Consider the following 18,653-nt stretch of genomic DNA (forward strand, 5'->3'; position numbering starts at 1 on the left):
AACCCGACGGGCCAGCACTCTACGACACCGGCCTCGACGCCAGCGAAGGACTCTGGCAACGCAGCGGGTGGGCCGGACGAGGATGAACACGCCCGAACCCATCCACTCCTTTTGGCCGGTAACCCGCACCTTCTCTAGCACTTCCGATGCGAAAGACCCCCAACCCGGAGAACTTAATCCCAGGTCAGGGGCCATTTCGTTCGCGTGGGGTGTTTCACGAAATCCAGAAGACCTTGCGCCGTAAGGGATCGCGAAGCGAGTCAAGTACAGAATCACAGGTTAAGCGGCACAAGATCACACACGCAGATTTCCTTGGCTCGCACCGATCGTCACCCTCGGCGACGGCTACGACTCAAACTGCTGAAAGGTAGCCTGCACCTTAGTCACCCTGTAACGTCGAAAGGTACCCTTCCACTCGACCTTCGAGGTCTGAAAAAGTACCAGATTCCGACCTGGCGATTCATTCGGATCTACGGCGCTCGGGTACACCACCCCGTCAAACCCTCGATCCTTAGCGTACTCGCATAGATATTGCGTCGGAACATAGTCAGTCTGCTGGTCAGTTTCCTTGATCGGCTTCCCTAGCTCGCTGCCCAGTTTCTTCAAGTAGCGGTACTGAAGGAGCCCAGCTACTGCATCATCTTCGAAGATGTCAGGCAAGTGAAAATTCGCTAGATTCAGGACACGCAGATCTTCCAGTACCCGAAAATCACCGACGATGATCTCTCCCTGGTTAGGTGCCCGCACCTCATGTTTTGCGGTTCGCTCGACGAACGACAGGTAGAGGTAGGGGATACCCGCAGGGTTCGCTCGCCCCGCGGACGCATATCGTGCAGGCGGGGCACCCATCTCGCCTGCGGTTACTTCTCGGTCAGCTTCGAACACGCGTGCCCTGAAAAGTGAATTCTCCATACGCACGTGATCTGCACAAGATTCGAAGGACTCCTCAAGGTCGTTGAGGTCGAGCGTGGTTGAAGGGAAGTAACGGTTCTGACGACGGATCTCCTTTGAGAATTCCTCCCATAGGGCAACGTGATCTGCGACTCCATGATCCACATGCAGACGTGCCAGAACGCCTGGCTTCAGCATCAGGTGATCTACAACCGCATGCTCGAGAAACTGGCGCACATCCTCTGGTTTTTCGTATGAGAAGACACCCCAGTCTTCCTGGACCAGAACTTCGATAGGTTTTGCATGTTCTGCCCCATCATCCGCTGGCTCATAAAAGGAGAGGAGCCGGGATACGGGATCCTCCCACGCGTTGGCTGGCCACACGTTGCTGGCTTGAGTGTGGCCAAAATCGCACTCACCAAGCGAGGGTTGAGCTGCAGCATTTACCACCCAAGTCGATGCGGAGAAGCACTCGCTGCAAGCATTCTTCACGAAGCAACCATCACGCGAGTCATAAGTTCAAGATGATTCTGGATGGACAGCTTCTTCACCACGCCAAGTCCTGGGTAAGTCCCCTTTTCAACATGCTGATTGAGCTTCTCAGTTGCCCCAGTGCTTTCCTGGGTAGCCATAAATTTAGTTAGCTTTTCTGCAGCTTCGAGGAATTTACCTGCGACATCCGCCACCTCGTCCGGAAGCTTCTCAGATGTAAAGTGACGAATCATTACTGGGTCGCCGGGCTGAGGAACATACGTCCAATGAATCGCAACGGCACGGGGAGAGAAACCACCTTCGTTGAAAGGGGCCCCGATCGTCAGGTAGTCCGAGAAACCTGCTAATCCGTCGTCTTTATAGAAGAGATATTCCTCAGAGAACACTGAGCACGATCGACTCAAATAGTCTGAATTCCGAGGCGCCGGACTGAACCCATCAGTGATGGATACTCGCTTCACGCCAGGCAGTTCTCTCTGGATCCTGCGTTGAAGTACCCGCTGGTCCGGTGCCACTGCGAACTCCGGATTCAAAGCTTGCAGATCAGCAAGCGGTCCTTCCGGGATCGCTTGGAAAATAAGTGTCAACCCGGCACCATTGGCCGCAGACGCTTGAAAGTCCCGCACGATTGCAGTGACATTTGTGTACTCACTCATGATCAGGCCCACCCGCAGGGAGTAACCATTGAACCGGCCAACAAGGTCAGCAATCTCAGGCACGACGGTGCCGTTCGCGAGATCACCCACTGTGGGATTGAGGATCACAACGGGTCCCTGCGCACCAGCATGGGCAAACTCGCTGAGACACCGTTCCAGACCGGATCCTTCGACCCCCCTAACCGGCTCGATAATCGGAACGATAAGATCCCCCAGTACGGTTGCCATTTCTCTAAGCGCAATGAGCTCGTACTGTTTTCCGCGGAGATAAGGGAAGTACATTCAGGCCTCTCTAACACTCAGCCAGTCGAGCAGCCGGTCTTGTTGAAGTTTCGTCGGATCTAGCTGCGAGATAATCGCCCGCAATGGCTCCATCTTCCGGTCCATCAAGAGTGGCCTGCTGTGCTTCAGATGCCGCATCTTCAACACGCTCTGCATGCTCTTCTGAAAGGCAGGTGCCGGAATCGCTTCAGCCTGCTCGAGGAAGGCTTCGTAACGTCGACCATTCGGAACATCGGGAACAAAGCCATGATGCTCGTTGAGTACCGTTGCAAGCTCTTCAACGCGGAGCAAATTGAACATCGCGCGTATATCAAGTCCCGAATAGTCCTCATCGGCGGCCCTCTGAACGGACAAATGTCCGCGCCTTGTCAAGGTGATCAATCCCAGGCCAAGGTCTCCGGCCCAGGTTGAGTATTTGTGCTGATCAGCTTCGTTAACCACAAGATTGACGCTCGGAAATGCCATCTTGTAATTCATTACTTGCAATGCCAGCCGGGATGGGTCATCTCGCTCCGTCTTGATCTCGTACACGTTCCCATGCCCGTTGACTAACACACAGTCAGCGATAGAACCCCCGACGCGAAGTTCGTGCAGCAGAACCGAGTTAGAAGCCCGATGTTTCCCGACAAAGTAGCGACTCGTGATGAGATTCCGATAGAGGTATTCACCCCTGTAGCCCCGCGAAAGAACCCTGTATGCGCTGGCAACCACCGCTGCGCGCGAAGCAGTCCGAAGGGATAGCTCTTCCCCCAGCTTTTTGATCAGGAGGTCTGCTTTCGAGGAGTTCCGCCCAGCGAAGATGGGCCGGAACGATGCCGCGGAGAAAAGCCTTGCGGCAAGCTGCTCAGTTGACAAGAAGAACTCACCTCCTCGGCGCGGGCTGCTACGTAGGTAGGGTCCTACTCGTCCAAGTTTATCCTGGGCACTCCAGAGCCTATCTCGAACCACCGACGTTCACGTCGCAGAAGGAGAGAACCACCGGAACCGTCGCGATCGAGTCTCGCCCTCCTTTCTGATCATCGGCGGTCTGGCAGTAGTCAGGTCAGGCAAACCCGCCTGAATCACTTCAGGCCATCGAGGCCAGGAATAAGAAGCAACTACTCTGAGGCTCCCGGTCGCCCCAACATGAGTTAGCTGAAGATCGCCAGGGGTAGTACTCGCAGCGACGTGCCCCGCACGCGGGAATCAAGCTTCAAATCAAGGAAGTCCTTCGCGCTCATGCCTGCGATCTCCGTTGAGCCAGCAAGCGACCCCAAAGCCTGCCCGATGACTTGGTCAAAAGCATCAGCGGAGAAGTTCCGCAGAAGCTTGTTACGAGCAAACGTCGGTACGTCCTCTTCAGCACCAGAGATCACCTTTCCGAATACGGTGAAGGTTCCATCGAGAAGTCGATCAGGATCTCCGGTGATGAAGTGCTCACGCTCGCAGACAGTGATCGCCGTCAAGGCCGGCTCCCTGGTGACTCGCCCGTAGTACTCACGCGTCGTACCTTGCCGCGCATCCGCCTGCACCGCTGTCGCGATCGCTCGCGCGAAAGAACCTTTCGACTCCGCATCGATCCGCATCTTCTCGGCGTGGGCTTGAATCTCAGCAAACGTGGCGTGCTCAGGGTAGGAGCCCGTGTACTCCTTTCGCACCGTCCATTGGGCAATCGCATCAACAAGTTCGGGAGTGATCACCTCAAGAGCGATCGTAAGTTCGACGGGATCGAACGAAGTTGTGTACTCGACGAAATCACCTGGTGAAATCGAATCGGCATCCTCTGCCGAACGCAACTGATGCAGATTTCCTCGCTCCGCAAGCTGCTGTCTAACCAAATGCAGATAATACGCTTGCGAATACACGAACTGCTGTCGGGCTGCGGTGCCAGTGGTGGACGTCCAACTACCTGACCCCGCCAAGTCCCCGGCTGCCTTCACAGACAGAGCCTTTAAGAAAGGCACTTTTGCTCCGCCCTCCACTGAAGCCGATCCAGTGATCGAACTTTCGTCTCCGGTGGCGGAACTGCTGTCGCGCGTCTCCTCGACGATGAGCGGCTGGCTGAAGAGCTGTTGCAGAACGCCCGCGACCTGATCCGAGTTCTGATAGATCGTCGCTACCGGAACGGGCTGGCTCGGCAGGGACGACTCGATGGCAGGGGTCTTTCGGGCAGTCATACCTGAATACTTTCTTACCGCAACCTGTGTCAGCAACTTTGACTCAGGAGCACTCTGGCTCATAGTCCAGTCAAAATGGATGTATGGATCTCGGCCTCAATGACGCGCAGCTGCTTGTCCTCCAATGGGTTGCCGACGGCGCGGATCTCGAGAATCCGCCCAGTGAAACGTTCAAGACGAGCGCCGTCGCGCTCCACAACCGCGGTCTGGTCGCGCTGGACAAGCGACGCGGAAAGTGGAGCATCGCGATCACCGAGGCTGGGCAGTTCTACCTGCAGCACGGTCATCCCCCGAAGGAGAAGGCCCCTAAGCCCAAGCTCCCTTCACCATCGAAACCAAAACGGCAGGCACCTACGGCATCGGAATTTGCGGCAGCAATAGCTCCTGAGCCGGTCGACAACGCGTCAGCACCGGAAGAACCGGAACAGGTTATCAAGAATGAGACGATCCCCATTCCGGAGCAAGTGCGACGCCCACATAAAGCGGTGAAAGAACTCATCGATTACAAAGCCCGCCTCAATGTCCCCGTCGATCAACGGCAGCGGGCACTCCTCATCCTCCATGCACTCACGCAAGAAGCTCTCCGCCGCGGCTGGAAGGTCATCCCGAACCCCTCGAGTTTCGAAGTCGACCGGTGGAATGGGCGCCGGACTCGAGTCTCGCCCGGCCCAGATCTCTTTTCGATCGATGCCGGTGATGCTCCTGTCGCAATTCGCCTACGTATGCAGCAGAAGCGAGTTCCTCACGTGCCGACAGAGGCTGAGCTGGCGGAGAAAGCCAGATACAGCTGGACACGCATACCAACACACGACTATCTCCAAACCGAACGGATGCGTCTCGAGATCAGGCCCAATACCTATGACGTCGCCAATCTCGATGACACCGTCGCCACTCGCATCGAGAACAAGCTCCTACGCGCGATCGAGAAGATCGACCAGGCGTCTGACAAGGCGCGTGAAATTGCCGAGCGTCATCGTCAGAGGGAAATCGAGCAGCAGGAACGAGAACTTCGCGCCGAGAAACTCCGTCAACGCGCGGCCCGCTATGACAACTGGATCAAAACGCTAGAGCAACTGCGAGACGACTTCGTACGGCATCGCGAGCTGGCGGATACCGTGGCTGGCTTGCGCGAGGCCGTCGCACAGCGCGGCCCCGACCACGAATATGCCGAACTCCTCGGCGAGTACTTGTCATGGTCAGAGACTCATCTCGTGGAGTCTGATCCGTTCCGTCGTATCTGGTTGCCACAGGGCGAGCGCCCCGACATGAGTTTCGAAGAGTGGCAGCAATGGAAGCGCCAGCACCCACGGAATTGGTGAGGCCGGGCTGGTTCTTAATCGTCGTGTGAGGATAGCCCTCTCAAACTGTTGCTGTTGCTGTGTCGGTTGAAGATCACGGCGCGTCGACAGCACGCTGGTTTACGGATCCGATCGAACCTGCTTGGTCCCGACGAGCACGGCGCAGTCGGTGTTTGGCGGCTGTGACGACGAGGATCACCAAGCGCCTCCCTCTCAGGTGCTCCGGGTCATCCGCTTGGAGCCCTTTCGCTACGCTTTCGGAGCGCCAGGGCGGCGAGGATACCCCCGATGATTGGGAGCGCCGCGATGACTCGCTGCCGAGTGGTGAGCCGTGTGGAGAGCAGGCACACCACGATGATGCCGACCCAGACCAGACCGTGGATCGGGCCGATGGTCGCCGCGAAGCTCCGCGAATCAACCGTCGCGAGGTTCACCAGCATCGAGACGAGAGTGAGCACTTCGACGGCTCCCGCCACGGCGAGGAAGCTGCGCAACTTCGTCACGTCGGTCATGCGCTCGCTCCGGGGCGCAGGATCATCAGCGCGACGACAACCGCCCAGAGTACGGCGAACCCACCGGAGGCCAGTCGCAGCCGCAGCAGGTCGGCCGCGGAGAGCCCGGCCTCGAACGACTGCCGTTGGAGCGGGTAGATCAGTAGCGCAAGCAGACCCGCGGCGACCGCGGTGAGGGTCATCGACGCGATCACCCACGCATCGCCGAGGATCCCCATGCGCGCCGCGAGTGCGAACCCGATCGCGGGCACCAGCAGGCCGATCGCTCCATAGACCCGGGTAACGCGGTGCAGCAGCACGCCCACCGGGGTAGCAGATTCGCTGCGTGCGGAAGACTCACCCGCAACTGCTTCTCTCTGGTGAACGGGCGCATGCTGTGCGTAGCGGGGGAACAGGCTGGTGGCGAGGGTGACGGGGCCGATCAGCAGGATCGATCCGATCACATGCGCGATCAGAAGTATCGAGTTCACAAGAGCCTTTCATTCGGGAATGATTCAGTTTGACTGAAGGGCGGAACTGCAAGAACCCGCAGCCGTCGCGCGAGGCTACTGGCGGGGTGGGGCGAGGTCGGCGCGCATGACGTCGCCGATCGCTTGGCCGAGGCGCTGCCACTCGGGCGTGGCGGTCTCTCCGAACAGTTCGCTGTCGATTCGCTGCACTCGCTCACCAATGCGCGCGAGCAGCGCCTGCCCAGCTTCGGTGATGACGAGTTCGGCGGGGTCGCCGGGGCGCTCGATCGTGGATCGCAGCCATCCTGCCTGCACCAGGGAGCCGATGAGCGTGTGCATGCTCTGCACGGTGATGTCGAAGCGGCGGGCGAGTTCGCTGAACGAGATGCCCGGTGAGGAGCGGATGTGCTGCAGAGCACCGTACTTGCGGAAGTTCAGCCCCTCCGCCGCCAGCACCGCGTCGACGCGCTTCTGCACGAGGCCCGCGACGACTGCGAGGCCGACGGCGCGCGAGGGGCCGGGCGATGCGGCGGAAGGTGCGGTCACGCGCGGACTCCTCGTGATCTCAAGTGATGGCGGGATCGGTCGAGCATGATTCTAGGGCGCGCAGGCGACGAGGCCTGCGTAGGAGAAGCCGCCGCCGAAGCCGAACAGCAGCATCGGCGCGCCCGACTCGATCCGCCCGGCGGCGAGGAGCTTCGAAAGCGCGATCGGGATGCTCGCCGCCGAGGTATTGCCGGACTCCCGGATGTCTTTCGCGACGACGGTGTCCGGCGTGAACCCGAGCTGTTCAGCCAGCGGCTCGATGATGCGCAGGTTCGCTTGGTGCGGGATGAACGCGCGAATCTGCCCCGCGGTCATGCCCGCGCGGTCGAGCACCCGGCGAGCCTCGCCGGCGGCTTCGCTGATCGCCCACCGGAATACCTTGCGCCCGTCCTGCGCGAACTTCGACTCGGGCGCTTCGATGCGTACGGCATCGGCCAGGTCTGGCACCGAACCCCAGTGCACCGGGCTGAGTTCGCTCTGCGGTGCGGCCTGGAGCACGATCGCTCCGGCCCCGTCGCCGACCAGGATGCAGGTCGAGCGGTCGCCCCAGTCGGTCACGTCGGTCATCTTCTCCGCGCCGATCACGACCGCCATCGATGCCGAGCCGCCCGCGAGGAGTTGCTTCGCCATCTCCACGGCGTGCACGAACCCGGAACAGGCGGCGTTCACATCGAACACCGCCGCCTGCGGCACGCCCAGCCGCTCGGCGACCCGGCCGGCGGTGCTTGGCGAGCGATCGAGGTTCGAGCACGTCGCGACAACCACCAGATCGACGCCCTCCGCCCCGATACCACTGCGTTCGAGCGCGTTCCGCGCTGCGTACTCCGCCATGTCGGCGACCGACTCACCATCCGCGAAACGGCGGGTGACGATCCCCACCCGCTGCTGAATCCACTCGTCGTTGGTCTCCACGATGCGGGCGATCTCATCGTTCCCCACGACCCGAGCCGGTTGATAGTGCCCCACGCCCAGGATGCGCGCTCCACGCCCCCAGCCCGTCATCGAATCATCACTCATTCCTTCAGCCTAACTGAAGCCTCATGCTCGCATGGTCACGAGCCGACCAGAACTCTTGTACATCTGCACGTACGAATATCCACTACGGGTCGCCTGCGAGGAGAACGCAGGACGGGCGTGGCTCAGATCGAGGCTTCCGTCCAGCTCCCATCGCCCCTGACGCACAGCACATTGAGTCGCCCGGTGACCTCGACTGAGCCGTCTATGTAGATGTGTCCCTCGTCCGCGAAGACCCCGTGCCGGTTCGGGTCTCTATGCAGCTCGGCCGTGCGGACGTGGCCGGCGACGATGATCTTCCCGAGGTTGTGCGCCCCGCGGCTCGGCGGATATTTCTCGGTCATGACGTAGGGCGGGGTGACGGCTTTCCAGAGATCGCCGGCCTCTTCGTCGATGCCGGCGTGCACCCAGATGTGGTGTTCGGTTTCATGCACGCGAGGGAGATCTCTGAGCCAGCGGAGCAGGCTTCGGTGATGACGCTGCATCGTGTCTTTAAGATTGCGATTGACGACAGCTCCGGGCAGTCGTGTGAAATCCCAGCGCTCGGGGTCGTTATGCCCCATGGCCTCTGCCATTTCTGCTGGTGAGAGGAATGAGCGGAGAGTTTTAAATCCGTCGTCGAGTAGCCAGTGCAGATCGTCGTGCGATTCGCCGAGCCAGTCCAGCAGCCATGCATCGTGATTCCCGAGCAGTGCGACGACTCTGTCGGGGTGACGCTGCTGCACTTCGCGCACCTGGGCGAGCACGCCATACGAGTCAGGGCCTCGATCCACGTAATCGCCGAGCAGGATGAGTGCGGCATGAGGATCGCCGTCGAGGTCGATGTGATCGAGCACGGCACGCAGCTGCGCGGCGTGGCCGTGGATGTCCGAGACCGCGTAAAGGCGCTCGATGGTCATAACGTCCTCTCTACTGCTGTGCTCCACGGTAGTTGGCAATGATGGGCGGAGTCCCCATCAGCCCGACAGCTTTCGCTTACAGTTCCAACGTGGTAGACGCGTAGTAGTCGTCCCAGAGTTCGGTGATCCGCTCCTGTTTCCACTCCGCTACGGCAATACGCTCCGCGGCCGAGTGATTCACCGCGTGGTCCGCTGCCCGCTGGAGCAGCCGGCCCCGTACCGTGGTCAGGTCTGCGGCGAGAGCGTGGTCATCGACGATGTGCTGGGCCATCGCGCCGGCGAGTGCGACAGTCTCCGAGCACGGCGGTTCGCTGGGCATCATCACTGTTGCGAGCCTGCGGGCGTGAACGTCAAAAGGGTCTGGTGAAGGGTTCATGGCAGGCCAATGCGCAGCCCTGCGAACGTTACTCCGCGGGGTTCGGCAATGCGGTCTGCAGGAGAGCGTCGTAGGTGACCTCGAGCGCGACGGCCAAGCGCAGCCAGGTTTCGAGCGAGCCGGTGACTTGCCCGCCGGATACGCCGACGAGTGTGCGCCGGCTGATCCCCGCCCGCTCCGATAGCTCGTCGAGCGTCAGTCCGCGGTCGGCGCGGAGCTGGTTGAGGCGAGCCCGCAGTGCCTCGAAGTTCGGGGCAGGAACGGGGGCTGCTGGTGGAGTTTGGGACACACATTATTCTACAACTCTCACTGTCTGCATCCGCAGGGCAACTCCCTCAATCGACCTCGTTCTCACGAGGAGAGGCAGAGGTCGCTCACCGGTTTAAGATATCGAGCCACCCTCCCGAAGCAGTCCTCCGTGAGTCGGCGGCTCACGGCGTCAGATTCCTCCAGGGTTTCTCCATAAAACGACCACAAAGGGGCGATCGCGTCTGGCATCAACTCGAGGATCGTCCGGCGCCGATCGCCTGGGTCCTGGGTGGGGCGCACATGGCCGACCGTCTCAAGACGATCTGGAACCTTCGTCACGGCACTTGCCGGCATAGCGGTCGCCCGGCTGATCTCGCGCGTACGCGGAACTCCGATGGCTCGCCGTGTCGCGCACGAGCCATCGGAGCCACCAGAGCCATGCGGCGAAGCCGACTCCGGTGCTTTACGCGACGTCGTAGACACGGATTTCGGGGTCAGCTGCGAGGGGCGGGCTGAGTTCGCGAACGACATCGCCGGTGAACAAATCGGTCGAGAGGTAGGCGTTCGCGTTCTCCGGGCTGTCGAAGCCGTGGAGCGTCTGCACGTCTTCGGCACGGATCAGGAGATCCTTGCCCTTGGCGCCGGTGATGGTATCGAGGAACGGCTGCTTGTATTTCTGGTAGATGCCGGCGGCGGCGCAGTTTTCCTCGTCGATCTGGAGCGTGATTTCGAGATATGCCATGTCGGGTTCTCCTTGCGTTGGAGGGCGCGATGGCAGTCATATGCGGCTGGAGTAACTGGCTGGTAATGAGCGATCAACCGCGCGATAAGTGCCTGATATCCTCGCTCGCCATGCCGAGAATCGGGACCGATATTGCTCGCCGGATCCCCAAGGCGACTATCGTCGCTGTCGGCCCTCTCACCTCAGCCGTGTCCAGCCTTGGTCCCTAACTGTGGTTACCTGGCGAAATTCCCGCGGTAGTCTTCGTACACCCAACCAACGACCGAGACGATGAGCAGCGGCACGCTCATGTACGCGAACCAGAAGCCGATGGCTATGCCAAGCACGACCAGGCTCGCCCCCAGGGCGAGGAAGATGGGCCACCAGCTGTAGGGACTGAAGTGACCGATCTCCGGGTCACCGTCATCAATGTCGGCATCGTCGAGATCCTCGACCAGCGGTGTCCCGTGTTTCTTCTGTACCAGTTGTAGGTAGAAGGCCAGCCACGCCATGAACGCACCGCCGAATGTGAACGCGATGGTACCGAACCACTCAACCCGTGCTGTCTCGAGCAGGTTCCAGCCGGTGTAGAGCGCGGCGAGGAAGATCTGAAAGATCGCGAGGATCCAGTAGATAACGATATGAGTGCGCATGCGGGGCCTCCAGCCGACGTGTTCGATTCGGTGCATGAACTGGCGCCCACCGCTTCCAGCGAAGGGGTCAATCGCAATGCGGTGCGTTAATTGTTCATGCATTAAGTATTTGTGTCGATGCTAGTTTGGTCTCATTCATGTTGCAAGCTGCGAGAGGAGAGGGCGATGAGTGATATCGACACTGAAGAGGCGCTGAAGCTCGACAACCAGGTGTGTTTCGCCGTCTCCGTCGCCAACCGCGCGATCGTCAGTCTGTACCGACCGCTGCTCGAACCGCTGGGTCTCACCCACCCTCAATATCTCGTCATGCTGACTCTCTGGGAGGAGAGTCCTCGCTCGGTGAGCAACCTGTGCGAAGTGCTGCTGCAGGATGCACCGACTGTTTCCCCGCTCCTGAAGCGACTCGAAGCGGCGGGGCTGATCACCCGCCGACGCAGCAACGTCGACGAACGACGCCTCGACGTGGAACTCACTGACAAAGGCAGGCGGCTCAAGGAACAAGCGCCGCAGGTGCCGAAAGCCGTGGTTGAGCAGCTGAATATGAGTATTGATCAGCTCACCCATCTGCGCGAGACGCTCTGGCACGTGATCGAGGCGGCAGGGCCCGCGAAGCAGCGTTCCCGCTAGAGTCTCGTACTCTGCAGCCGCAAACTGTTCGTGACGACGAGCACTGAAGACAGAGACATCGCTGCTGCTGTGATGAGCGGGCTCAGGAGACCGGCCGCGGCAATGGGGATGGCCGCGATGCTGTAGCCGAGTGCCCAGCCGAGGTTAGCCCGGTTGGTGCGCAGGCTCTTCCGCGCGGGCACGAGAGCCTCGGGAATCGCCGTGAGCTGTTCGCGGACAAGGATGATGTCGGCAGCTTTGAGCGCAATGTCGGAGCCGGTGACCACCGCAAGACCGAGATCCGCGGAGGCAAAAGAGACGGAAGCGTAGACCCCGTCGCCGGCCATCGCAACCTGCTTCCCTCGGCCTGGAGCTGGTCGCCCTCAGCACGAGGGTGATGATACAGCCGAGCACGTGCAGGATCGGGGCGAGCATGTTCAGCGTCATGTGCACGACCATGTGCACCCCGAAGTCCCGGGCAGAGTACTTGCCGAACCCAGAGCTCGTCGCAGCGACGACCGACACCCACCCGAGGATCCAGGAGACGGTGCGTCCGACGCGCCAGGCGTCGCCGCGACGCCGTAGGGGTCAGAGCGCGAGCAGGTAGACGGTCGCGGTGCCGAGGAGAAGCAGGTTCGGCCCCCATTGCGAAGAGTGCACTGAACAGCACGACGAGAGTGCAACGAGCACGACCGTCCACGCACGTGGCGCATCGGTCGCGCCTCACAGTGTCGCGAACGCCCCCGCTCGGCGAACCGGGACAATCGGCAGGCCGTTGCTGTCGAACGCAGTGAAGAACACCAGCCCGCCCACGCCGTCGCGCCGGCCCGCAGACCCGCAGCTCGAACCCGTCGGCCAGATCCGGAGCCGATCCTCTGCCGTCGGGGCGCAGGAACATCAGGTTCACGAGCGCACTGATGCCCACCAGCGCGGCGAAGCGCACCGTGTAACGCAACGCTCCGCCTCGGCCTGAGCTCCGTCCCCGCCGGAGCTCCGCCTCAGAGCCGCGTGTTCTGCAGTCGCAGGCTGTTCGTCACCACGAGCACCGACGACAGCGACATCGCAGCCGCCGCGATCAACGGGTTGAGCAGCCCGGCTGCGGCGATGGGGATCGCGGCGATGTTGTAGCTGAAGGCCCAGCCAAGGTTGATCCGGATCGTGCGCAGCGTCTTCCGCGCGAGCACGAGCGATTCGGGCACGGCCATGAGCTGTTCACGAACGAGGATGATGTCTGCCGCTTTCAGCGCGATATCCGAGCCGGTGACGACCGCGAGCCCCAGGTCGGCGGTGGCCAGGGCGACGGAGTCGTTGATGCCATCTCCCGCCATCGCGACCCGCTTGCCCTGCTCCTGGAGTTCGCGGATCACCTCGGCCTTCTGATCGGGCCGCACGCCTCCGCGCGCGTGATCGATGCCGAGCCGGGCAGCGACCGCTTCACCGGCCTGCTGCGAGTCCCCGGTGAGCAGGATCGTCTCAAGCCCGAGCCCGTGCAGCGCGTCGACGGCGCGGCGCGCATCCGGTTTCAACTCGTCGGCGACCTCGAGCACCCCGACCGCCTCCGCTTCGCGCGCCACGATCACAACGGTACGACCGGTCGCCTCCGCCTGATCGATCACGGACACCAGCCGAGCGTCGACCGCGATGCCCCGCTCCGCCATGAGAGCACGGCTGCCGACGAGCACGGTGCTCCCATCGACCTCGGCGGCCGCGCCGAGGCCGGGCAGCGCGGTGAACTCGGTCGCGGAGGCTAGCGAGAGGCCTCGTTCGGATGATGCGCGTTCGATCGCGCGGGCGATCGCGTGCTCCGACCCCCGTTCCACGGCCGCCGCGCGCCTGAGCAACTCCTCCTCGGTCACCCCGTGCGGGGTGGTGGCGGCGACGCGCATCTCCCCGGTCGTGAGGGTGCCGGTCTTGTCGAGCACCACGGTCGTGACGGTGCCGCTGGCCTCGAGTGCGTCGTGACCCTTGATGAGGATTCCGTGGGATGCGCCCCGCCCGATGCCGACCATGAGCGCGGTCGGAGTCGCAAGCCCCAGCGCACAGGGGCAGGCGATGATGAGCACGCTGATCCCGACCCCGATCGCCCGCTGCGCGTCGGCGCCCGCGACCGCCCACACGGCGCCGACGAGGATCGCGAGCACGATCACGACCGGCACGAACCATGCCGTGACCCGGTCCACGAGTGCCTGCACGCGGGCCTTGCGGGCCTGAGCCCGCTCGGTCAGATACGCCATCTGCGCCAGCTTCGTGCGCGCCCCGACCGAGGTCGCGACGATCTCGAGGCGGCCGTCGGTGCTGATCGTCCCTCCGGTCACCTCGTCACCGGCCATGACCGAGACGGGCACCGGCTCGCCGGTCATCATGGACGCGTCGACCGCCGCGGTGCCTGCGGTGACGGTGCCGTCGGTCGCGATCGTCTCTCCCGGCAGCACGACGAAGGTATCGTCTACGCGGAGCTCGCCGACGGGCGCGATGGTCTCGGTGCCGTCGCGCAGGATCCGCACCTCCGTGGCGGCCAGCCCGTTCAGTGCGCCGAGCACGTCACCGGCTTTTCGGCGGGAGCGGGTCTCGAAGTAGCGGCCCGCGAGTTGCAGAGTCGTCATCCCCGCGGCCACGTCGAGATAGACCGAGTCGGCCCCGGCCGGAGTGTCGCCGAAACCGAGCCAGTAGCCCCCGGCATCGGTGTGGCCGACCCCGAACAACAGCGTCGCGACCGCCCACCCGTAGGAGGCGACGATGCCAAGCGAGACAAGCGTGTCCATGCTCGCCTGCCCGTGACGCAGGTTGCGCAGGGTCGCGCGGTGGAAGGGCCACGCCGCCCAGGTCACGATTGGCAGCGTCAGCAGCACGCACAACAGTTCCCAGCCGGGGAACCGCCACTCCGGCACCAGCGCGAGAATGATGGTGACGTCCATCAGCGGCACCGTGAGCACCGCTGCGACGATGAGCCTGCGGCGCAGCGAGGTGATCCGGTTCTCGGTCGCGCGCTGCGACCATGCGTCGTCGGCGTCTTCTCGGAGCCGGGCGGCGTACCCGGCCTGCTCGATGCGCGCGACCACCGCAGCGGCCTCGGTCTCGGGAACCCCGGTGACGATCGCGCGTTCGGTCGCGTAGTTCACCGAGGCGCGCACCCCTTCCATCTTGCCGAGAGTGCGTTCGACCCGGTTCGCGCACGCCGCGCACGTCATCCCCGAGATATCGAACTCGAGCGGCGCGGTCTGATGGTCTTGGCCGGTCTGGCTGATGGTGTCACCGCTGGACACGACCGCTCCCTCCTGCTCCGCGCTCGACAGGCTCCTCACCGACGTTCGCACGGTCTGCAACGGGGCGCGGGCCGCTGCTGCGGGTCGCGTGCTGTCGGGCGGTGAGCTTCTCGAGCATCGCATTATAGTCGTCGAACTCGGTGTCGCGGCCGACGTCGAAGTGCCGATCCCTGCGCTTCGCCTCCCGCGAATCTTGCCGACTCCACTGGTTCCCGAGCACGATGACCACCAGCATCAGCGGAATCTCTCCGCCCGCCCAGGCAACCCCGCCGCCCATCGCCTGGGATGCGGCGAGGTCGGCCCACGGCAGACCGAGGTACTCGTAGAAGTTCTCTGCGATAAACGGGCCCTCCCGACTGCCCGTCATGAGGATCACCCCGAAGAACGCGTGGAACGGCATCGCCGCGAGCACGAACCCGAGCTTCCCGATGTGCGGCAGCGGCCTCGGTGGACGATCGACGCCGATCACGAGACCGTAGTACAGGTAGCCCACGATGAGGAAGTGCACGTTCATGAGCTGATGGCCCCAGTGGTAGGTCATCAACGTCTCGAAGATGCCGGTGAGATACAGCCCGTAGTAGGAACCGACGAACAGGGCGAACACGAGCAGCGGGTTGTAGACGACGCGCAAGAACCGCCAGTGCAGCACCCGCGTGATCCACGCGTGCGCGGGAGCCCACGGGGAGTCGCCGCTGGTCGCGCGCAGCAGGAGCGTGACGATGCCGCCGAGCACGAGCAGGATCGGCGCGAGCATGTTCAGGGTCATGTGCACGACCATGTGCACCCCGAAATCAGGGGCGGAGTACTTCCCGAAGCCCGAGCTGGTGACCACGACCACGGCCGCCCAGCCGAGCAGCCACGACACCGTCCGCCCGACCGGCCACTGATCACCCCGACGGCGCAGGAGCCCCACGGCGAGGAGGTACACGACGACCGCGACGAGCGCGGTCCCGAGCAGCAGCAGGTTCGGCCGCCACTGCGTGAACAGCACGGCCAGGGTCGGGGCGTCGGGCACCTCGAAGCCCATGAACACCTGCTGGATGCTCGTCGGAACGAAATACTGCGGCGGCGGCATCCGCGTCATCGCCACGGCGACGGCGATCCAGACACCGATGGCGAATGCCGCGGCGGCGAGAAGCCCCGCGATGAGCTGCGCCCGGAGTCGGCCGCGCCGCCACAGGACGACCGCGAGCCCCCAGATCGCGGCGAGCGCGGCCCACAAGACGAGCCGAGCGACGATGAACCGCCCGGTCAGCGACTCCCACGGAGCGGAACCCGCGAGTTTGAACAGTGCGATGACGACGTCGGTGATGAGGATCACGGGCATCCCGATCGCTGCGAGGGTCGCCGCGCGGCGCAGCGTCTCCACCGGCAGCAGCTCCCCCAGGGCGACTCGGATCGCGGCGACGAGTACGGCCCCGAAGAGCGCGAAGGTCGTCAGCGACTGGAACACAGCCGCATCCCCGCCGAGATCATGCGCGGGCCCCACCAGCACCTGTCCCGTGACCACCGGGGCGAGGATTGCGAAGACCGATGCCCAGAGCGGGATCAGCAGCCCCGTCCAGCGGGAGGCGAACATCGAGGCGAAGAAGATTAGGAGCGTCGCGACGAACGTCACCGTCCACGCCCGCGGCGCGTCGACCGCGCCCCACAGCGTGCTGAACGCACCGGGCTGCGCAGCGCGGCTGAACGGCATCCCATTGCTGTCGAGTGCTGTGAAGAACACCAGCGCCCCGGCGCACGCCGCCCACGTGCCCGAGGCGGCCTGGAGAATCTTCGAGGAACGGCCCGCGCTGACCTCCGGGTCGCGCGCTTTCCTCCCCGGGCCGAGGAACAGCAGGTGCAGGAGCGAACCGACGGTGAGCATCCCGCTGATCTCCGCGCCCACCTGGAAGACCGTCGTCGTCACCGCCACGTCGAAACCCGGAAAGCCGAGCTGACGGAGCGCGAACGGCTCCTCCCCGAGCGCCAGCGTCGTCACCAGCGGGACGACGAAGCTGCTCGCCCCACCGATGATCAACGCTCCGAGCAGCCAGTACCGTCGCAACATCTGAAGGTGTGCCCCGCTTTCAGCAAGCATTCGTCGACATGATTAGCGCGCAAACTATTCGTGTGCACTATCCTCCCACACCGACCTGATCCCGACCCGGAGGGCGGCAGGATCCGCTCTGCCCGCAACAGCACGATAGAGCTCCGATGGCTCGCCGTGCCGCGCACGAGCCATCGGAACCGATCGAATGCACGGTTGCCCGTGCACGGCGTTCTGCCGGGATCAGGCCGCGTCGTAGACGCGGATCTCGGGATCGGCGACGAGCAGCGGGCCGAGTTCGCCGACGACATCGCCCGTGAACAGCGCGGTCGAGAGGTAGGCACTGGCGTTCTCAGCCGTGTCGAAGCCGTGAAGCACCTGCACGTCCTCGGCGCGGACGAGGAGCTCCTTGCTCTGCGCACCGGGGATGGTTTCGAGGAAGGGCTGCTTGTACTTCTGGTAGACCGCTGCCGCTGCTGTGCGGTTCTCATCGTCGATCTGGAGCGTGATTTCGAGATATGCCATATCAGGGCCTCCTTGAGTTCGCGGGCGCGAAGATCGTGCCCACGCTCACGATAGGAAGGAGCGCACGTTTTCGGTAGGCCCGCCCTGCGAATGGAGACATAGCCCGAAGATATGGCCCTACGCCGGTGACGGTCGCAGGAGATCGACGAGGGCCCGCAACTCGTCTGCCATCTGCGATCCCGGATCCCAGACAGCCTCATAGAAGATCTCCACGTCCGTGCCCTCGTCGACGACGGATCGGTGCCGAGTCTCGGTGACGCGCGAGACGGGCAGGAGCGCGGCACCGAGCCCCAGGGTCGACCATTCTTCGAGCACCCTGTAGCTGAGGGCTTCGCCCGAGTAGGTGCGCATCGGCAGGTCATGGGAAGCCAGCAGGTCGCGCGTGAACGTCGTGAGCCCGCAGGTCTCGGGAACCAGGATCAGCTGCCGATCCGCGATCTCCCGCAAGTCGATCGGATCGGTTGTCTCGGGCCCCGACTCCACGAGCACGACCGGCTCGGAATCGATGACCCGGTGCTCATAGCGCGGCAGCGGGCCGACCGAGGGGATCACGATGAGGTCGAGCGCGCCTGCGACCAGGGCGTTCTGCAGCTCCGTGAGGTTCGCCTCCCGCAGCACAAGCTCACGGGGAGCCTCCGACGAACCGAGTCCGCAGACAGCGCTGTAAGCCCGGGAGATAAGAGCGGGATTGATGAGCGGCGAGACGCCGATGCGGACGATCGAGCTCGGGGGCGCTGTCCACCTGCGCGCCTGTGCCACCACGCCGTCGAAGCCCTGAATCGCAGTCTCGATGTACGGCAGCAGATGACGGCCGAAGGGCGTGAGTGTGACGCCACGCGGCGAACGCTCGAACAGCGGCCCGCCGAGATGCTCCTCCAGCCGCGCGATGCCGTTCGACAGCGCGGGCTGCGTCACGCCATAGGCCCGCGCCGCAGCGCTGAACGATCCAACCTCCGCCACAGCCTGCACGTATCGCAGGCTCTCGGGGTTCATCCGCTCAGCCATAGCCTCAGTGTATCGCCCTGTTCGCACGGAT

The 18,653-nt window shown here is 63.2% G+C and carries 21 protein-coding genes and 1 pseudogene; 2 read left to right on the top strand and 20 right to left on the bottom strand.

Going from position 1 to position 18,653, the window contains the following annotated elements; all coding sequences use genetic code 11:
* Positions 1-345: 345 nt before the first annotated feature.
* From ACUYV6_RS00005 to ACUYV6_RS00025, 5 genes are all read right to left on the bottom strand, one after another.
* Positions 346-1,383: an RES family NAD+ phosphorylase gene (locus tag ACUYV6_RS00005; protein WP_449276598.1), complete on the bottom strand. Its 1,038-nt coding sequence runs from the start codon at positions 1,381-1,383 to the stop codon at positions 346-348.
* Entirely contained in the window at positions 1,380-2,321 is a 942-nt protein-coding gene (locus ACUYV6_RS00010) for a sce7725 family protein (RefSeq protein WP_449276599.1), read from the bottom strand. Before ACUYV6_RS00010 ends, ACUYV6_RS00005 begins: the two co-directional genes overlap by 4 nt.
* Entirely contained in the window at positions 2,322-3,176 is an 855-nt protein-coding gene (locus ACUYV6_RS00015) for a sce7726 family protein (protein ID WP_449276600.1), read from the bottom strand.
* A gap of 275 nt (positions 3,177-3,451) precedes the next feature.
* The gene (locus tag ACUYV6_RS00020; RefSeq protein ID WP_449276601.1) at positions 3,452-4,540 is read right to left on the bottom strand and encodes a DUF6414 family protein; all 1,089 of its coding nucleotides are present in this window, start codon (positions 4,538-4,540) and stop codon (positions 3,452-3,454) included.
* On the bottom strand, positions 4,537-4,764 hold the full coding sequence (locus tag ACUYV6_RS00025) for a hypothetical protein (protein WP_449276602.1): 228 nt from the start codon (positions 4,762-4,764) through the stop codon (positions 4,537-4,539). Before ACUYV6_RS00025 ends, ACUYV6_RS00020 begins: the two co-directional genes overlap by 4 nt.
* A 543-nt stretch (positions 4,765-5,307) precedes the next feature.
* Here ACUYV6_RS00025 and ACUYV6_RS00030 point away from each other — a divergent pair.
* Positions 5,308-5,796 (top strand): hypothetical protein, encoded by a 489-nt coding sequence (locus ACUYV6_RS00030; protein ID WP_449276603.1) that lies wholly within the window; start codon positions 5,308-5,310, stop codon positions 5,794-5,796.
* Between the two features lie 206 nt (positions 5,797-6,002).
* Here the strand turns inward: ACUYV6_RS00030 and ACUYV6_RS00035 are convergent, their stop codons facing one another.
* The 9 genes from ACUYV6_RS00035 to ctaF all read right to left on the bottom strand — a co-directional run bounded on the left by ACUYV6_RS00035 (position 6,003) and on the right by ctaF (position 11,194).
* A complete protein-coding gene (locus ACUYV6_RS00035) occupies positions 6,003-6,287 on the bottom strand; it encodes a hypothetical protein (RefSeq protein ID WP_449276604.1) in 285 nt (94 codons plus the stop codon).
* Positions 6,284-6,757 carry a hypothetical protein gene (locus tag ACUYV6_RS00040; protein WP_449276605.1) on the bottom strand — a complete coding sequence of 158 codons (474 nt, stop codon included), beginning with the start codon at positions 6,755-6,757 and terminating at the stop codon, positions 6,284-6,286. The genes ACUYV6_RS00035 and ACUYV6_RS00040 overlap by 4 nt, the downstream gene beginning before the upstream one ends.
* Before the next feature lie 75 nt (positions 6,758-6,832).
* Entirely contained in the window at positions 6,833-7,282 is a 450-nt protein-coding gene (locus ACUYV6_RS00045) for a MarR family winged helix-turn-helix transcriptional regulator (RefSeq protein ID WP_449276606.1), read from the bottom strand.
* A 51-nt stretch (positions 7,283-7,333) separates the two neighbouring features.
* Positions 7,334-8,299: a beta-ketoacyl-ACP synthase III gene (locus tag ACUYV6_RS00050; protein ID WP_449276607.1), complete on the bottom strand. Its 966-nt coding sequence runs from the start codon at positions 8,297-8,299 to the stop codon at positions 7,334-7,336.
* Between the two features lie 122 nt (positions 8,300-8,421).
* A complete protein-coding gene (locus tag ACUYV6_RS00055) occupies positions 8,422-9,195 on the bottom strand; it encodes a metallophosphoesterase (RefSeq protein ID WP_449276608.1) in 774 nt (257 codons plus the stop codon).
* Between the two features lie 76 nt (positions 9,196-9,271).
* Positions 9,272-9,520, bottom strand: coding sequence for a hypothetical protein (locus tag ACUYV6_RS00060; RefSeq protein WP_449276609.1), 249 nt, complete (start codon positions 9,518-9,520; stop codon positions 9,272-9,274).
* A gap of 79 nt (positions 9,521-9,599) precedes the next feature.
* The gene (locus ACUYV6_RS00065; RefSeq protein ID WP_449276610.1) at positions 9,600-9,860 is read right to left on the bottom strand and encodes a helix-turn-helix domain-containing protein; all 261 of its coding nucleotides are present in this window, start codon (positions 9,858-9,860) and stop codon (positions 9,600-9,602) included.
* A gap of 423 nt (positions 9,861-10,283) precedes the next feature.
* The gene (locus ACUYV6_RS00070; RefSeq protein WP_449276611.1) at positions 10,284-10,562 is read right to left on the bottom strand and encodes a hypothetical protein; all 279 of its coding nucleotides are present in this window, start codon (positions 10,560-10,562) and stop codon (positions 10,284-10,286) included.
* A gap of 215 nt (positions 10,563-10,777) precedes the next feature.
* Complete coding sequence (gene ctaF / locus ACUYV6_RS00075) at positions 10,778-11,194, bottom strand: aa3-type cytochrome oxidase subunit IV (protein WP_449276612.1); 417 nt, start codon at positions 11,192-11,194, stop codon at positions 10,778-10,780.
* A gap of 165 nt (positions 11,195-11,359) precedes the next feature.
* Between ctaF and ACUYV6_RS00080 the strand changes: the two genes are divergently transcribed.
* The gene (locus ACUYV6_RS00080) at positions 11,360-11,821 is read left to right on the top strand and encodes a MarR family winged helix-turn-helix transcriptional regulator (RefSeq protein WP_449276613.1); all 462 of its coding nucleotides are present in this window, start codon (positions 11,360-11,362) and stop codon (positions 11,819-11,821) included.
* On the opposite strand, the gene ACUYV6_RS00085 is transcribed toward ACUYV6_RS00080, so the two are convergent.
* The 6 genes and pseudogenes from ACUYV6_RS00085 to ACUYV6_RS00110 all read right to left on the bottom strand — a co-directional run bounded on the left by ACUYV6_RS00085 (position 11,818) and on the right by ACUYV6_RS00110 (position 18,622).
* Positions 11,818-12,147: a hypothetical protein gene (locus ACUYV6_RS00085; protein ID WP_449277149.1), complete on the bottom strand. Its 330-nt coding sequence runs from the start codon at positions 12,145-12,147 to the stop codon at positions 11,818-11,820. The genes ACUYV6_RS00080 and ACUYV6_RS00085 overlap by 4 nt on opposite strands.
* Before the next feature lie 67 nt (positions 12,148-12,214).
* Positions 12,215-12,325: pseudogene (locus tag ACUYV6_RS00090) on the bottom strand (cytochrome c oxidase assembly protein); the annotation flags it as partial.
* A gap of 473 nt (positions 12,326-12,798) precedes the next feature.
* Entirely contained in the window at positions 12,799-15,063 is a 2,265-nt protein-coding gene (locus ACUYV6_RS00095) for a heavy metal translocating P-type ATPase (RefSeq protein ID WP_449276614.1), read from the bottom strand.
* Positions 15,050-17,113 carry a cytochrome c oxidase assembly protein gene (locus ACUYV6_RS00100; RefSeq protein ID WP_449276615.1) on the bottom strand — a complete coding sequence of 688 codons (2,064 nt, stop codon included), beginning with the start codon at positions 17,111-17,113 and terminating at the stop codon, positions 15,050-15,052. The genes ACUYV6_RS00095 and ACUYV6_RS00100 overlap by 14 nt, the downstream gene beginning before the upstream one ends.
* Positions 17,114-17,335: 222 nt before the next feature.
* Positions 17,336-17,617 carry a hypothetical protein gene (locus ACUYV6_RS00105; RefSeq protein ID WP_449276616.1) on the bottom strand — a complete coding sequence of 94 codons (282 nt, stop codon included), beginning with the start codon at positions 17,615-17,617 and terminating at the stop codon, positions 17,336-17,338.
* Positions 17,618-17,734: 117 nt separating this feature from the next.
* Positions 17,735-18,622 (bottom strand): LysR family transcriptional regulator, encoded by an 888-nt coding sequence (locus ACUYV6_RS00110; RefSeq protein ID WP_449276617.1) that lies wholly within the window; start codon positions 18,620-18,622, stop codon positions 17,735-17,737.
* Positions 18,623-18,653 lie beyond the last annotated feature (31 nt).

This window comes from Leucobacter sp. GX24907 (genome assembly GCF_053567335.1).

Coding starts and splice junctions, on each gene's coding strand:
- ACUYV6_RS00070 (WP_449276611.1), bottom strand. CDS start 10,562: ATGGCATATCTCGAAATCACGCTCCAGATCGACGAGGAAAACTGCGCC.
- ACUYV6_RS00110 (WP_449276617.1), bottom strand. CDS start 18,622: ATGGCTGAGCGGATGAACCCCGAGAGCCTGCGATACGTGCAGGCTGTG.
- ACUYV6_RS00020 (WP_449276601.1), bottom strand. CDS start 4,540: ATGAGCCAGAGTGCTCCTGAGTCAAAGTTGCTGACACAGGTTGCGGTA.
- ACUYV6_RS00105 (WP_449276616.1), bottom strand. CDS start 17,617: ATGGCATATCTCGAAATCACGCTCCAGATCGACGATGAGAACCGCACA.
- ctaF (WP_449276612.1), bottom strand. CDS start 11,194: ATGCGCACTCATATCGTTATCTACTGGATCCTCGCGATCTTTCAGATC.
- ACUYV6_RS00055 (WP_449276608.1), bottom strand. CDS start 9,195: ATGACCATCGAGCGCCTTTACGCGGTCTCGGACATCCACGGCCACGCC.
- ACUYV6_RS00030 (WP_449276603.1), top strand. CDS start 5,308: ATGCGTCTCGAGATCAGGCCCAATACCTATGACGTCGCCAATCTCGAT.
- ACUYV6_RS00080 (WP_449276613.1), top strand. CDS start 11,360: ATGAGTGATATCGACACTGAAGAGGCGCTGAAGCTCGACAACCAGGTG.
- ACUYV6_RS00035 (WP_449276604.1), bottom strand. CDS start 6,287: ATGACCGACGTGACGAAGTTGCGCAGCTTCCTCGCCGTGGCGGGAGCC.
- ACUYV6_RS00085 (WP_449277149.1), bottom strand. CDS start 12,147: ATGGCCGGCGACGGGGTCTACGCTTCCGTCTCTTTTGCCTCCGCGGAT.
- ACUYV6_RS00025 (WP_449276602.1), bottom strand. CDS start 4,764: ATGACCGTGCTGCAGGTAGAACTGCCCAGCCTCGGTGATCGCGATGCT.
- ACUYV6_RS00100 (WP_449276615.1), bottom strand. CDS start 17,113: ATGTTGCGACGGTACTGGCTGCTCGGAGCGTTGATCATCGGTGGGGCG.
- ACUYV6_RS00010 (WP_449276599.1), bottom strand. CDS start 2,321: ATGTACTTCCCTTATCTCCGCGGAAAACAGTACGAGCTCATTGCGCTT.
- ACUYV6_RS00050 (WP_449276607.1), bottom strand. CDS start 8,299: ATGAGTGATGATTCGATGACGGGCTGGGGGCGTGGAGCGCGCATCCTG.